We start from the raw sequence: 14,196 nt of genomic DNA, 5'->3' as shown, positions 1-14,196 counted from the left end.
CCAGGAGTGACCATGCAGGTGGGATGGATCGGTACCGGAACGATGGGTGAGCCGATGGCCGGCCGCCTCCTCGCGGCCGGGCACGCGCTGATCGTGCACAACAGGACGGCGGGCCGTACGGCTCGGCTGGTCGAGCTGGGCGCCCGCGCGGCGCCCACGGTCGCGGCCGCCGGCGGGGAGGTGGTGATCACGATGCTGCCGGCGCCCCGCGAGGTGATGGACGACGTCCTGGCGAACGCCGTCCCCGGCACGGTCGTCGTCGACTGCTCCACCTCGGCGCCCGACCTGGCCAGGCACTGGGCCGAGGAGGGGGAGCGGCGCGGTGTGACCGTTCTCGACGCGCCCGTCAGCGGCGGCCCCGCGGGAGCGAAGGCGGGCACGCTGTCGATCATGGTGGGCGGCGACGCGTCGGCCTTCGCCCGGGTCAGGCCGCTGCTGGAGACCCTGGGCACGACGGTCGTCCACCACGGCCCGCCCGGCTCCGGCCAGCTGGCCAAGCTGGTCAACCAGACCGTCGTGGCGGGCGCGACGCTGGCGGCGTGCGAGGCCTACGCGCTGGCCGTCCACGGCGGCCTCGACATCGCCAAGGTGCTCGCGTCGGTCGGGCTGGGCGTGGCGGGCTCGCCGCTGCTGGACTTCCTGTGGTCGCGGCTGGCCGCCGCCGATCTGGAGCCCGGCTTCAAGCTCGACCACCTGCTGAAGGATCTGCGCCTGGTGCACGAGGCGGCCGGCGAGCTGCCGATGCCGGCGACGGAGCGGGCCGGCGAGCTGGCCGAGCGGATCCGCGCCGTGTACGGCGGCGAGCGCGGCACCCAGGTCCTGGTCAAGGTGGCCGAGCGGTGATCGTCGACTCCCACGTGCACGTCGGCAGGTGGAAGTACCCGCCTCTGGAGGAGTACCTGCCGGCCATGGCGCAGGCGGGGGTGGCCGCCGCCGTGCTCGTCCAGTTCGTCGGCAACACCGACAACGCCTACCTCACCCGCTGCGTCGCGGCCGACCCCGCCAGGTTCGCCGCGGTGGCGATGGTCGACACCGACACCCACGGGGCGCCCGCGCACGTCGCCAGGCTGGCCGCCACCAGCCACGTCAGAGGCGTCCGGCTGTGGGCCTCGACCAGGTCGCCCGGCCCCGACCCGCTGGCGCTCTGGCGCGCCATCGCGGCGGCGGGGCTGGTGGCCAGCGTCAGGGGCCCGCTGGCCGACATCGCCCACCCCGGCTTCGCCGGCCTGCTGGCCGAGCTGCCGGGCCTGCGCGTACGGCTGGAGCACGTCGGCTTCACCACCTACCCCGACGCCGACCGCCGCGCCTTCGACCGCTTCCTGGCCCTGGCCGAGCGCCCGCTCACCTACACGATGTGGGCGGGCTTCCACGCCAACAGCGGCACGCCGTACCCGCACGCGGACGCCGACGCCTACCTGCGCGAAACGGTCGCCGCCTACGGCGCGCGCCGCATCACCTGGAGCGGCGACTGGAACCGCCCCGACCCCGGCCCCGGCGACTACGCCGCCGCCGTCAGACACGTCCTCGAACGGCCCTACCTCACCGAGGACGACCACCGGCTCATCCTCGGCGGCACGGCCCGCGAGCTGTTCGGGCTGGCGCCGTGACCCGGAGCGCGGGCCTTCGGGTGGGGATCGTCGGCCCCGGCGGCATCGCCGAACGGCACGCGGCCGCGCTGGCGCGGGCGGGCGCGGTCCTGGCCGGCGTCGCGGGGCCGGACAGGGAGCGGGCCAGGGCGTTCGCCGTCGCGCACGCCACCCCCGGGTACGGCCCGCCCGCCGTCCACCCGACCGCCGACGACCTCTACGCCCAGCCTGGCCTGGACGCCGTCGTCATCGCCTCCCCGCACGCCTGCCACGCCGCCCAGGCCGAGGCCGCGCTGCGCGCCGGGCTGCACACCCTGTGCGAGATCCCCGTCGCGCTCGGCCTGCGCGAGGCCGAGTCGCTGGCCAGGACGTCCGCCGAGACGGGCAGGTACCTGGCGGTCGCGCACACGCTGCGCCACTGCGCGCCGTACCTCGCCGTGCGGGAGCGGATCGAGGAGGGGCTGCGCGTGACGCACGTCGTGGCCCGCACGCTGATGCTGCGCCAGCGCGACACCGGCATGAACGGGCGCCCCCGCGACTGGACCGACGACGTCCTGTGGCACCACGGGGCGCACACCGTCGACGCGGCGCTGTGGTTCCTGGGCGCCGGCGAGGTCTCGGTGCGGGCGGCGCGCGGCGAGCCGTGGCAGGGCAGCGGCAGGCCGATGGACGCCGCGGCCGTGCTGCGCGCCCCGGACGGGGCGCTGGCCACGATCGCCCTGTCGTACCACGCGCGGCTGCCCGACAGGGACATCGTGGTGATCGCCGAGGACCGGACGCTGCGCCTGAGCGGCGGCCGCCTGTACGGCACCGCAGGCGTGCTGGTCGACTGCGGCGACGCCGACCGGATGGAACGCGAGGGCCTGTACCGGCAGGACCGCGACTTTCTCACGGCCGTCACCGAGGGCCGCCGCCCGCGGTGCGTGGTCGCCGACGTGCTGCCCGCGATGCGGGTACTCGACAGATGGAGGAGTCAGTGAACGAGATCGCCCGCATGGTCACCGACGAGGCGGCCACCGCGATGGCCGGAGCGAGGATCGCGCTGCTGCCGATCGGCTCCACCGAGCAGCACGGCCACCACCTGACCTACGACACCGACTACGCGATCGCCGTGGCGTTCGCCCGGCGGCTGGCCGAAGACCTCGGGCAGACGGCGGTGCTGTGCCCCGGCCTGCCGTACGGGCTGTCGGAGCACCATCTGGGCTTCCCCGGAACGCTCACCCTGCGCCCGGAGACGCTGCTCGGCTTCCTGCGCGACGTGGCCGAGTCGATCGCCCAGTCCGGGCCGCGCAGGATCGTGGTGGTCAACGGGCACGGCGGCAACGTCGACGCCGTCCGGCTGGCCGCGCGGGGCCTGCGCCGCGACAACGGCATCGTCATGGCGCACCTCATGTGGGCCGGCCTGGCCGCCGACGTGATCGCCCGTGAGGTCGGCAGCGAGCGGTACGGCCACGCGTGCGAGGCCGAGACCTCGGTCGGCATGGTGCTGGCGCCGGAGGTGGTGCGGCACGACAGGATCGGCGAGCCGGGCCGGCCGCTGCCCGTCCCTCCGCACGCCGCGCCGCCCGCGCCCCGCGTCGACCTGGCGTTGCAGTACCACCTGCTGTCGGGCTCTGGCGCGCTCGGCGACGCCAGGCACGCCTCGGCGGAGCTGGGGAAGGCGATCGTCGCCGTGGCCTACAGCCGGGCCCTGGAGTTCGCCAAGGCGTTCGCCGACGAGGAGGTGTGAGGGTGCGCGTCCTCGTCGCGGGCGGTTCCGGCGCGGTCGGCGCGCTGGTCGTGCCCGAGCTGGCCGCCCACCACGACGTGACCGTCATGGATCTGCGGCCGCCCGCCGCGGGCGTGCCGTACGTGCGGGGCAGCGTCACCGACCACGACGACGTACGGCGCGCGGCCGAGGGCCACGACGCGCTCGTCTACCTGGCCATGGGCAGGAAGGAGGGCTGGCGCGAAGGTGACGCGTGGGTCGACAGCCACTTCGCGGTCAACGTCACGGGCCTGTACGTCACGCTGCGGGCCTGCGCGCAGGCGGGGGCGCGGGTGGCCGTCCACGCCAGCAGCATGTCGGTGTTCGAGGGGTACGCCACGCGCGACTACGTCGAACGGCCCGAGCCCGACGCCGTCGACGCCTACGGCCTCACCAAGCGCCTGGGCGAGCAGATCTGCGAGGCCGCGGCCCGCGAGCATGATCTGACCGTCACGGCGCTGCGCCTGGTCCACCCCATGCCGGACGAGGAGTGGCAGGCCTACGCCGGTGACCACTCCGACCTGGTGACGGCGGCCGGCGACGCGGCCGCGGCGTTCGTCGCCGCGCTGGAGCGGCGCGGTCCTGGTTTCGCCGCCTACACGATCACCGGCGACTACAGGAGGAGCCGGCTCGACTGGACCCCGGCGCTGCACGACCTGGGCTGGTGGCCGCGCGCCCGCCGCCGGTGACCCGCGCGCGCCCGCCGAAGCGAGGGCGCCAGGGCACGCGCGTGCCGGTCCCGCACGGGAGTGACGGGACCGGCATCAGGGTCGCACCCGCTAGCTCGAACGCTGGCCGCGTCGCAACGGGAGCGAGGACTTGGCCAGCCGGTGCGAGAGTGCCCCGCCGCCCGCCGTCCGCCTGGTCCATGCCGACGACTGGCGCGTCGCCTTCGAGGGCTGCTGGACGTCCGGTGTCTCGGACTCGCCGCGCAGGGCGTGCTGCTCGCGGGTCTGCCGCGACTTGGAACTCACACCACCACCTCCCCGATATGCGAGTTATGTCCGTTTCTGGGAGGGTGAAACGCGGCTGATGGCCAGCGCCGCCGCCCTGATCGCGCCGGCAGGCCAGAGCCGGGCGCCGCGCCAGGCCGCCCGCCCCGAGGCGGGGGCGACGATGATCGCCTGGTTGCGGGCGACGCCGCGCATGATGTCGGCCGCCAGCGAATCCACGGGATACAGCCGCCCCTGCGCCCTGACCGCGGCGCTGCGCGCCTGGGCGCCCGTCTCCGTGTACGGCAGGCCCGGATTGGCGTTGTCCAGCAGCGGCGTGTCGGTGAACCCGGGGCAGACCACGCTCACCCTGACCCCGTGCGCCGCCGCCTCGGCGCGCAGCGCGGTCGAGAGCCCGACGACGGCGTGCTTGGTGGCCGTGTAGGGGAGCATGAGCGGCGCGGGCACCAGCCCGGCCAGCGAGGCGGTGTTGACGATGTGGCCGAACCCCTGCTCGATCATGATCGGATAGGCGGCGTGCACGCCGTGCACGACCCCGCGCAGGTTGACGTCGATCGTCTTGTTCCAGTGGTCGAGGGTGAGCTCCTCGGCGTGCCCGCCGACCGCGATCCCCGCGTTGTTGAAGACGAAGTCGAGCCTGCCGTGGCGGCGTGCGACCTCCTGGACCGCGGCGCTGACGGCGGCGGCGGAGGTGACGTCGACCTCGGCGTGGTCCACGGCGGGAAGGTCGGGCGCGGCCAGGTCGGCGACGGTGACGGCCACGCCCCGCGCCGTGAGCGCCTGGGCGAGCGCCCTGCCGATGCCGGAGGCGCCGCCGGTGACGAACGCCGTCCTCACCGGCGCGGCTCCGCCCAGATCCCCATGACCTGCCAGATCCGCCTGGTCACCGGGTTGACCAGGCCCAGCTCGGCGCAGAGCGCGCGGGTCTTGCCCACCGAGTCGCGGATCTCCGCCTTGAACTCCTGGTTGCCCGTGTAGACCTCCTCCACCACCTGGGGCGGGATCTTGAAGGCGCGGATCATCGGCCCGGGAGGGGAGAGCATGATCCTGGCCATGAAGCCGAGGATCACGGGGGACAGCACGCCGAGCGCGAAGCGGCGGTGGCGGGGCATCCGGGGCACGCGGCGGCGCAGGTAGTGGCGCGCGAAGGAGATGTGCCTGGCCTCCTCGGCGATGTGGATGCGCATGATGGTCTCTTCGAGCGGGTGGTGCCGGTAGCCGTCCTTGAGCACCTTGCGCTGCACGTGGTCGATCGGGTCCTCGCCGCCGAGCACGAAGACGAAGAACAGCTCGGTGGAGATCAGCGGGATCCACGGCGCCACCTGGGCCAGCAGCGACAGCGGCCCCGGCATGCCGCGGATCGGGAGCTTCGTACGGTTGACGAACTCCTGGAACATCATCCCGTGATGTCCCTCTTCGATGGTCTCGTGGTAGACGTAGCGGAACTCGGGCGAGCCGTTGGGCAGCCGGTAGGCGTAGTTGAGCAGCCCCCGCTTGAGCAGGTTCTCGAACTGCAGGCCGATCTTCATGGCCGTCGCCACCCGCCACAGCCCGATGCGCGCCCTGGTCTCCGGCGAGCGGCTCCGGTACCAGGGGTGCCGGCCGAGCTTGTCGACCGGCGGCAGTTCCCACCGGGGGTCGGCGGGGTCGATGAGGAAGTCGGGGTCGTCCCATGGGATGTCGACGTAGGGCTCCCAGTGCTTGTCGACCGATGCCTTCGACAGGCGCTCGATGACTGCCTCGTAAGCGCGCTTCTCCGCGACCGACTCGTCGCGTTCCCTGGCGGCGGTTGAGCTCGGTGCAGCTGTCATGGCCGCAATTGTACGGAGAATCCAATAACTACGAAAGGTCCTCCGCCGCGATGCAGAGCTCGGCGGCCGCGGCCGTGCGCACCAGTTCGGCGATCCTGCGCCGCGACAGCACTTTGCGGTGGACGGTCACCTGGACGGCCAGACCGTCCACGAGCGACAGGATGCGCCAGGTGGCCGCCTCCGGGTCGGCGCAGACGAACGCCCCCGAGGCCACGCCCTCCTCCACGATCGTCCGGAAGGACTCCTTCCAGCGCAGGTCCAGGCGGCGCGAGGTCTCCTCCAGGTCGTCGCTGCGCATCGACTCCGCCCAGGCGTCGATCCATACGCGCCACATCTTGGCCGAGCCCGTGGGGGAGTAGATCTTGAGCAGCGTGCGCAGCCGCTCCACGGCGGTGCCGCCGGAGCGCTCCAGCCGCGCGAGCGCGTCGAGGTCCCGCCTGGCCGCGTAGGCGAAGGCCTGCGCGAAGAGTTTGTCCTTGGTCTCGAAGTGGTAGAAGAGCAACGCCTGGCTGACGCCCGCCGCCCGCGCGATGTCGAGCGTCCTGGTGTGCCCGAAGCCCTGTGCCGCGATGACCTCGCAGGCGCTTTTGAGTAAGTCTTCTCGCCGCAATCGGCTGAAACCACGTGTCACAGGGGGAAACTGTATTACCCGTGGTAACCGTTGCGTAGAGGAAGATGTAGGACAAAGCGGGCGCCTACGAGGGAGTCGGCGATCTTGAGCGTACCGCCGTGCGTCCTGGCGATCTCCCTGGCGATCGGCAGGCCCAGGCCCGTGCCCCCGGCGTCGCGGTTGCGGGAGGCGTCGAGCCTGGTGAAGCGGCGGAAGACGATCTCGCGCTGGTCGGGTGCGATGCCCGCGCCGTCGTCCAGCACCTCGAGCACCGCGTCGCGGCCCGCGGACACCGACACCTGGATGCTGGTCTCGGCGTGGCGCTCGGCGTTGTCGAGCAGGTTGGTGAGCAGCCTGGCCAGCCGCAGCCGGTCGCCGGTCACCACCACGCCCCGCTCCAGATGGCGGATGATCGTCTTGCCCCTCGATCGCCGGGCCAGTTCCTCGGCCACCAGCACGCCCAGGTCCACGGGCTCCCTCGCGCCCGGCGCGCCCGAGTCGAGCTTGGTCAGCGTGAGCAGGTCGGCCACGATCGCCTGCAGCCGGTCGATGCTGGACAGCAGGGCCTTGCTGGTCTGGGGCCAGTCGGTGTCGTCCGGATGCAGCATGGCCTCCTCGACCTGCGTCCGCATGGCGGTGATGGGGCTGCGCAGGTCGTGGGAGGCGTCGGAGGCGAACCTGCGCTGCTGCTCCACCGCCGCCTCCAGCCGGTCGAGCGTCTGGTTGACCGTCTCGGCCAGGTCGGAGATCTCGTCCTCGTGGCGCGAGGGCGGGACCCTGCGGCCCAGGTCCGTGGCGGTGATCTCGGCCAGCTCGTTCTTGATGGTCTTGACCGGGGCCAGGGCCCTGCGCACGGTGACCCACGCGCCGGCCGTGGCCAGCCCGGTCAGGACCACCACGGCCAGCCCCACCCCCAGCAGGTACAGGGGGTGGATGTACCAGGGGACCACCGGGGCGTAGGAGTTGACCATCCAGTAGCCGTCGCCCACCTTGGCCCGGTAGGTGACGGCGATCAGGCAGTGCTCGCCCGGCACCAGGCGCGTGCAGATGGTCGTGTCCACCCTGCCGTCGTCGCCCGTGGCGTTCACGTCGACCAGCAGCGGCTTGCCCGTCAGGCGGGCGCTGGCCTGGCGGACGATGCCGTGGTCGTCGGCCACCTGGATGAGGTCGATCTCCTCGGTGGGGGTCAGCGGCTTGAGGCGGTCGGGCGCGAAGGACTCCACGTTGAAGGCGACCCTGTGGCTGGCCGCGGCGGCCTGCTCGGTCCGGTAGTCGTGCAGGACCACATGGGTCAGCATGGTGACCAGGACGGCGGTGACCAGGCAGCCGGCCAGGGCGGTGATCCCGGCCAGGAGGGTCAGCCGGCGCCGTACCGACCAGGTGGTCAGCATGCTCAGCCCGCCTTCGCGGGCAGCCGGAGTACGAAGCGCGCGCCGGTGTCGGAGTCGGCCAGTCCCAGCGAGCCGCCGTGGGTCTGGGCGATCTCGCGCGCGATGGCCAGGCCGAGCCCGGTGCCTCCGGCGTCGCGGTTGCGGGAGGCGTCGAGCCTGGTGAAGCGGCGGAAGACGAACTCCCGCTGGTCCGGCGGGATGCCGGCGCCGTCGTCGAGGACCTCCAGCACCGCGTCGGAGCCCTCGTTGTAGACCGAGACGGTGAGCGCGGTCTCGGCGTGGCGTTCGGCGTTGTCCAGCAGGTTGGTGAGCAGGCGGGCGAGCCTGAGCCGGTCGCCGTCCACGACCACGTCGGGACGCAGGTCGAGCTTGACCTCCTTGCCGTGGGGCCGGCCGCGCAGCTCGTCGGTCACCAGCTGCGCCAGGTCCACCGTCTCGACCGTCTGGGGCTCACCGGCGTCCAGCCTGGCGAGGGTGAGCAGGTCGGTCACGATGGCCTGCAGCCGGTCGAGGCTGGCCAGCAGCGCGCGGGCGATCTCCTCCCAGTCGGCGTCGCCGGGGTGCAGCAGTGCCTCCTCCACCTGCGCGCGCATGGCGGTGATGGGGCTGCGCAGGTCGTGGGAGGCGTCGGAGGCGAACCTGCGCTGCTGCTCCACCGCCGCCTCCAGCCGGTCGAGCGTCCTGTTGGCGGTCCTGGCCAGAGCGTGCAGCTCGTCGGGGTTGGGTGGGACCGGCACCCGCTGGCCCAGGTCGGTGGCGGTGATCTCGTCCAGCTTCTGCCTGATCGCCTCGACGGGCGCGAGGGTCCTCTCGACCGTGCGGGAGGTGCCGAACCAGGTCAGCACGGTGAGCGCCGCCGAGATGCCGATCAGGAACGCCAGCACCCACGGATGCACGTACCAGGGCACGGTGTCGCCGAAGGCGTACACCAGCCAGTCGCCCTCGATCTCGTAGACCCTGAAGACGGTGACGATCTGGCACGGCGGATCGAACACCGTCAGCCCGCACACCACCTCCGTACGGCTGGCGCTGTCCTCGTCCGGCATGAGGGTGAGCAGCCGGTCCTTGCCCATCAGGTTGGCCGTGGAGGCCACCACCTCGCCGTCGAGGTTGATCACCTGGATGCCCTCGACGTCGGTGACGATCACGGAGGTCAGGTCGCCGCGCTTGACCAGGTGGACCACGCGCAGGGCCGCGCTGGTGACCTCCTGGGTCCGGTAGTCCACCGCGGCCTTGTGCAGGCCGACGAGGACGAGGCTGTTGACCAGGACGCAGAGCGCGGCCACGCCGACCGTCGCGATCAGCGTCAGCCGTGAACGGACCGAACCTGCGTACCGTGCGATCACACCTCTCCCCCTGGTAATCAGATGATCACACTAGGTGCCCTCGGCTCTAATTAACGGAGATTCATTAACAAATCAGGACAAATCTCTGCACTAGGCGGGTGGAGGCGGGCTGATTAGAGTAAGTGAGCACTGATACCGAGGAGGGCCCGTGAACCTTGAGGAGTATCGGAGCGCCGCCAGGAGCTGGCTGGCCGAGAACGCCGGCCGCACCGGCGACGCGAGGGAGTTCATGGCCAGGCTGCACGACGCCGGCTACTCGGGCATCACCTGGCCGCGGCGGTGGGGCGGCCAGGGACTCACCCAGGCGGAGGAGCGCGCCTTCACCGCCGAGGCCCGCGCCTACACGCTGCCCACCTACATCTTCTCCATCGGCCTCGGCATGTGCGGGCCGACGATCCTCGACCGGGGCAGCGACGCCCAGCGCGAGCGCTTCATCAGGCCCCTGCTGCGCGGCGAGGAGGTCTGGTGCCAGCTGTTCTCCGAGCCGGGCGCCGGCAGCGACGTGGCCAGTCTGCAGACGCGGGCCGTACGCGACGGCGACGGCTGGGTCGTCAACGGGCAGAAGGTCTGGACCTCGGTCGCCCAGGAGGCCGACTGGGGCCTGCTGCTGGCCAGGACGGACGTCGAGGTGCCCAAGCACAAGGGGCTGACGATGTTCGCCGTCGACATGCACCACCCCGGCGTCACCGTCAGGCCGCTCAAGGACATGACCGGGCGGGCGCACTTCAACGAGGTCTTCTTCGACGACGTGACCGTCCCCGACGCCCACCGGATCGGCGAGGTCGACGACGGCTGGAGCGTGGCGGTGACGACGCTGCTGCACGAGCGGCTGTCGATCTCCGCGGGCGTCGGCATGGGCGGCGGCGTCGACTGGCTGGCCGAGCTGCGCCAGGTCGTCGACACCGGCGACCCTTACGTCCGCGACCAGCTCGTCGAGCTGCACATCCGCACCCGTGCGCTCTCGCTGTTCAACCAGCGGCTGGCCCAGGAGACCCGGGCGGGGATCTTCCCCGGCGCGCGGGGCAGCGCGGCCAAGCTGCTGCTGGCCGAGCTCACGCTGTTCCAGGCCGACCTCGCCACGTCGCTGGTCGGACCCGAGGCCGTGGTCGACGAGCGCCTGTCGCACGCCCTGTGCCTGGCGCCCGCCATGGCCCTGGGCGGCGGCACGAACGAGATCATGCGCAACATCGTCGGCGAACGCGTCCTCGGCCTGCCGCCCGAGCCGCGCGTGGACAAGACCGTGCCGTTCAAGGACCTGAAGGTGGGGACGCAGGGGTGAAGCTCGTACTCGGCAAGGAACAGCAGGAGCTGCGCGCGACGGTCGGCTCCTTCCTGCGGACCGTCTCACCGCGCGAGGGACACTCGCCCGCCGTCTACGCCCGGCTCAACGGGGAGCTCGGCCTGTCCGGCCTGATCATCCCCGAGGAGTACGGCGGAGCCGGCGCCGGCATGACCGAGCTCGCCGTCGTGCTGGAGGAGACGGGCGCGGCGCTGCTGCCCGGCCCCTTCCTCGCCACCACGCTGGCCGCCCTCACCCTGACCCGCCTGCCCGACAAGGAACTGCTCACCGCCATCGCGGAGGGACGCCTCACGGCCACGGTCGCGCCGCTGGCGGCGGGCGGCGAGCCGCTCGTCACCCTCCGCGACGGCCGGGCGCTGGTGGACGGCCGGCTGCCGCAGGTGCTCGACGCCGCCGAGGCCGACGTGCTGCTGGTGCCGGTCACCCGCCACGACGGCGTCACGCTGGCCGCGATCGAACTCGACGGCCAGGGCGTCACCCGCCTGCCGCTGACCCCCCTCGACCAGACCAGGAGCATGGCCGAGGTCGTGCTCGCGGGCGCGCCGGCCAGGGTGCTCGGCGCGCCGGACGACGGGGCCGCGCTGGAGCAGGCACGGAGCCTGTTCTCGGTCGCCCTCGCCGCCGAGCAGCTGGGCGTCATGCGGGCCTGCCTCGACGCCATCGTGGCCTACGCCAAGATCCGCGTCGCCTTCGGCCGGTACATCGGCTCCTACCAGGGCGTCAAGCACAAGCTCGCCGACATGCACGCCAAGCTCGAGCAGGCCGAGTCGATCGTCCGCTACGCGGCGTGGGCGGCCGACGCGGCGCCCGGCGAGCTGCCGGAGGCCGCCGCCCTCGCCCAGGCCTACGTCGGCAGGGCCTGCTTCGAGGTGGCCCGCGACCACCTGCTCCTGCACGGCGGCATCGGGTTCACCTGGGAGCACGACGCCCACCTGTACTACAAGCGGGCCAAGACCGACGAGGTCCTGCTCGGCCCGCCCCGCACGCACCGCGAGCGGCTGGCCCACCTGCTGGAGCTGTGATGAACGGGTTCTACGAGACGGCCGCCGCCGACCCGGGACGCCTGGCGGTGGCCGAGCCGCGCACCACCTACGGAGAGCTGCTCGCCCGCGTCAACCAGGTCTCCCACGGCCTGCGCGCCCGCGGCCTGGTCACCGGCGACGTCGTGGCGGGCGTGCTGCGCAACGGCGTCGACCCGGTCGTCATGCTCATGGCCACCGGCCAGATCGGCCTCTACTACGTGCCGGTCAACTGGCATCTCGCCCAGGCCGAGATCGACTACATCCTCGGCGACTGCGACGCCAAGGTGGTCGTCACCGGGCCCGAGGACGTGGCCGCGCTGGCCGAGGGCATGCCGTCCGGCGCCCCCGGCGACCGCACCGCGGGCGCGGTCATGTGGTACACCTCGGGCACCACGGGCTTCCCGAAGGGCGTGCAGCGCCCGCTGCCGGGGGCCGCGCCGGAGGCCGTCCTGCCGCTGTACGCGTGGTTCCTCGGCGAGGTGGTCGACCTGCGGGCCGGCGACGGCGTGCACCTGGTCACCTCGCCCATGTACCACTCCGCGCCGTGCGCGCACACGCAGTTCGCGCTGCACCTCGGCCACACGCTGGTCATCGCGCCGCGCTTCGACCCCGAGCCGATCCTGGAGCTGATCGACAGGTACCGGGTCACCAACGCGATGATGGTGCCCACGATGTTCCACCGGATGCTCCTGCTGCCCGAGGAGGTCAGGAAGAGGTACGACGTGTCCTCGCTCCGGCAGGTGATCCACACCGCCGCGGCCTGCCCCGTGGCCGTCAAGAAGGCGATCATGGACTGGTGGGGGCCGGTGCTCTACGAGTACTACGGCTCGACCGAGTCGACCATCGCCTTCTCGGTCAAGCCGCACGAATGGCTGGCCCGGCCAGGCACGGTCGGCAGGCCCGCGCCCACCTTCGAGGCGAAGATCCTCGACGAGCGCGGCGAGGAGCTGCCCCCGGGCGAGCCCGGCATGATCCACGTCAAGTCCGGCCTCGGCACCTTCGAGTACCGCAAGGACCCGGCCAAGACCGCCGCCAGCATGCGCGGCGAGTGGTACGCCCCGGGCGACATCGGCTACCTCGACGAGGACGGCTACCTGTTCCTGTGTGACCGGCGCACCGACCTGATCATCTCGGGCGGGGTCAACATCTACCCCGCCGAGATCGAGGCCGCGCTGCTCGAACACCCTGCGGTCGCCGACGCCGCCGTCATCGGCGTGCCCGACGAGGAGTGGGGCCACAACGTCGTGGCGTTGGTGCAACCGCACGCGCCGGTCACGGAGGAGGAACTGCGCGCCCACCTGGAGCCGCGGATCGCCAGGTTCAAGCACCCCAAGGTCATCGAGTTCCGGACGGAGCTGCCGCGGACGCCGACGGGGAAGCTGTCGCGCTCGAAGGTGCGGGAGGAGTACCTGGCACCCCCCGGATGATCTCCCGCTCCACGTGCTCGACAGCGGCGAACGCGCCGAAGGCCAGCAGCCGCACCAGGTCGGCGTCGGGCGCCGGCCACGCCGCCACGTCCGCCTCGGTGATCCGGTACGGCGCCAGCGCCCCCAGCAACGCCAGCCTCACCGCCGGTCGCTCGTCGGCAGGCAGCTCCGCCAGCGGGCCGTCCAGCCACGCGGTGCCGAGCGGCGGATGCGTGGCGTCGTGCTCCTCGACGGCCGCCCTGACGACCGCCCTCGCACGCTCGCCGAGGACCCGGCCCTCCGCCGCCTGCCGGAGGGCCGCGTACGCCGTGCCGACGGGGGAGCCGTCCGCCCACGCGGGCTCCGGGCCCGCCGGCCGGCGGCCGAGCGCCAGCAGCGGCAGGCTCTCTCCCGCCACGAGCCGCCGGCGCACGACGCGGGCCATCGCCGTGCCGGCCGCCCGCCGTACCACCGGCGAGGTGGCGGCGCCGGCGGGAAACAGGTTCTCGCCCACCAGCGCCGACACCATCCTGTTGATGAAGTGGAAGGCCAGTGCCGTGCCCACGTGGTCGGCCGGCAGCGCGGCCGGGCGCTCGCGCCGCGCCCACGCCAGCAGCGTCGCGTGGTGCGGGTCGGCGGGCCGCTCGCCGCGCGCGATCGCCTCGCCCAGCGCGTGGTCGCCCGTGGCGTGCAGGAGCACGGTGTGCGCGTCGACGCAGAACGGGCACCGGTTGGCCAGCGAGACGCCGAGCGCGATGACCTCCTTGTCGGTCCTGGACGAGGGGCCGGCCAGCAGCGACTCGCGCAGCAGCGCCCAGGTGGCGGCCAGCACCTCGGGCGCGGGGGAGAGGCTCATGAACATCTCGCCGACGAACCCGAAGTCCGTCTTGAGCTGCGCGTAGATCTGGCCGACGGGACCGCTGCGGACGTTCTTGCCCACGGGAGTGACGTATCGGGTCATGCCGCCACACTGACGGGGGCACGGCCCGACTGTCGTCACGCGCACGAAGTACTCCCTGCGTAC

General features: G+C 72.7%; 15 protein-coding genes. 8 read left to right on the top strand and 7 right to left on the bottom strand.

Features of this window, described 5'->3' with window-relative positions; all coding sequences use genetic code 11:
* Window positions 1–12: 12 nt before the first annotated feature.
* The 5 genes from ACWEVS_RS25230 to ACWEVS_RS25210 are packed head-to-tail and all read left to right on the top strand — an operon-like array spanning window position 13 to window position 4,022.
* On the top strand, window positions 13–843 hold the full coding sequence (locus tag ACWEVS_RS25230; RefSeq protein ID WP_354904655.1) for an NAD(P)-dependent oxidoreductase: 831 nt from the start codon (window positions 13–15) through the stop codon (window positions 841–843).
* The gene (locus tag ACWEVS_RS25225; protein ID WP_452553622.1) at window positions 840–1,607 is read left to right on the top strand and encodes an amidohydrolase family protein; all 768 of its coding nucleotides are present in this window, start codon (window positions 840–842) and stop codon (window positions 1,605–1,607) included. Before ACWEVS_RS25230 ends, ACWEVS_RS25225 begins: the two co-directional genes overlap by 4 nt.
* Window positions 1,604–2,566, top strand: coding sequence for a Gfo/Idh/MocA family protein (locus ACWEVS_RS25220; protein WP_354904651.1), 963 nt, complete (start codon window positions 1,604–1,606; stop codon window positions 2,564–2,566). The genes ACWEVS_RS25225 and ACWEVS_RS25220 overlap by 4 nt, the downstream gene beginning before the upstream one ends.
* Window positions 2,563–3,315: a creatininase family protein gene (locus ACWEVS_RS25215; RefSeq protein ID WP_449924625.1), complete on the top strand. Its 753-nt coding sequence runs from the start codon at window positions 2,563–2,565 to the stop codon at window positions 3,313–3,315. Before ACWEVS_RS25220 ends, ACWEVS_RS25215 begins: the two co-directional genes overlap by 4 nt.
* A gap of 2 nt (window positions 3,316–3,317) precedes the next feature.
* Entirely contained in the window at window positions 3,318–4,022 is a 705-nt protein-coding gene (locus tag ACWEVS_RS25210; RefSeq protein WP_452553620.1) for an NAD-dependent epimerase/dehydratase family protein, read from the top strand.
* 90 nt (window positions 4,023–4,112) lie between these two features.
* Here ACWEVS_RS25210 and ACWEVS_RS25205 read toward each other — a convergent pair whose 3' ends face one another.
* Genes ACWEVS_RS25205 through ACWEVS_RS25180 form a run of 6 tightly spaced genes read right to left on the bottom strand, consistent with a single transcriptional unit; the run spans window position 4,113 to window position 9,444 of the window.
* A complete protein-coding gene (locus ACWEVS_RS25205; RefSeq protein ID WP_354904644.1) occupies window positions 4,113–4,307 on the bottom strand; it encodes a hypothetical protein in 195 nt (64 codons plus the stop codon).
* A gap of 24 nt (window positions 4,308–4,331) precedes the next feature.
* Complete coding sequence (locus ACWEVS_RS25200) at window positions 4,332–5,123, bottom strand: SDR family NAD(P)-dependent oxidoreductase (RefSeq protein WP_449924618.1); 792 nt, start codon at window positions 5,121–5,123, stop codon at window positions 4,332–4,334.
* Entirely contained in the window at window positions 5,120–6,097 is a 978-nt protein-coding gene (locus tag ACWEVS_RS25195; RefSeq protein ID WP_449924615.1) for an AurF N-oxygenase family protein, read from the bottom strand. The genes ACWEVS_RS25200 and ACWEVS_RS25195 overlap by 4 nt, the downstream gene beginning before the upstream one ends.
* 28 nt (window positions 6,098–6,125) lie before the next feature.
* The gene (locus ACWEVS_RS25190) at window positions 6,126–6,707 is read right to left on the bottom strand and encodes a TetR/AcrR family transcriptional regulator (protein WP_452414272.1); all 582 of its coding nucleotides are present in this window, start codon (window positions 6,705–6,707) and stop codon (window positions 6,126–6,128) included.
* Window positions 6,708–6,742: 35 nt separating this feature from the next.
* The gene (locus ACWEVS_RS25185) at window positions 6,743–8,098 is read right to left on the bottom strand and encodes a sensor histidine kinase (protein ID WP_452414271.1); all 1,356 of its coding nucleotides are present in this window, start codon (window positions 8,096–8,098) and stop codon (window positions 6,743–6,745) included.
* A 2-nt stretch (window positions 8,099–8,100) separates the two neighbouring features.
* A complete protein-coding gene (locus ACWEVS_RS25180) occupies window positions 8,101–9,444 on the bottom strand; it encodes an ATP-binding protein (RefSeq protein WP_449924609.1) in 1,344 nt (447 codons plus the stop codon).
* Between the two features lie 148 nt (window positions 9,445–9,592).
* Here ACWEVS_RS25180 and ACWEVS_RS25175 point away from each other — a divergent pair, with 148 nt between their 5' ends.
* Genes ACWEVS_RS25175 through ACWEVS_RS25165 form a run of 3 tightly spaced genes read left to right on the top strand, consistent with a single transcriptional unit; the run spans window position 9,593 to window position 13,193 of the window.
* Window positions 9,593–10,723 carry an acyl-CoA dehydrogenase family protein gene (locus ACWEVS_RS25175; protein ID WP_449924606.1) on the top strand — a complete coding sequence of 377 codons (1,131 nt, stop codon included), beginning with the start codon at window positions 9,593–9,595 and terminating at the stop codon, window positions 10,721–10,723.
* Window positions 10,720–11,766: an acyl-CoA dehydrogenase family protein gene (locus ACWEVS_RS25170; RefSeq protein ID WP_449924604.1), complete on the top strand. Its 1,047-nt coding sequence runs from the start codon at window positions 10,720–10,722 to the stop codon at window positions 11,764–11,766. Before ACWEVS_RS25175 ends, ACWEVS_RS25170 begins: the two co-directional genes overlap by 4 nt.
* Window positions 11,766–13,193 (top strand): AMP-binding protein, encoded by a 1,428-nt coding sequence (locus ACWEVS_RS25165; protein WP_452553618.1) that lies wholly within the window; start codon window positions 11,766–11,768, stop codon window positions 13,191–13,193. Before ACWEVS_RS25170 ends, ACWEVS_RS25165 begins: the two co-directional genes overlap by 1 nt.
* Here the strand turns inward: ACWEVS_RS25165 and ACWEVS_RS25160 are convergent.
* Window positions 13,102–14,133 (bottom strand): carboxymuconolactone decarboxylase family protein, encoded by a 1,032-nt coding sequence (locus ACWEVS_RS25160; protein ID WP_452414268.1) that lies wholly within the window; start codon window positions 14,131–14,133, stop codon window positions 13,102–13,104. The two genes, ACWEVS_RS25165 and ACWEVS_RS25160, sit on opposite strands and share 92 nt — an antisense overlap.
* Window positions 14,134–14,196 lie beyond the last annotated feature (63 nt).

The sequence above is a fragment of the Nonomuraea sp. NPDC003754 genome (assembly GCF_053605785.1).
The sequence above is the reverse complement of the archived record's forward strand: the minus strand, read 5'-3'. Positions and strand labels throughout refer to the sequence as shown.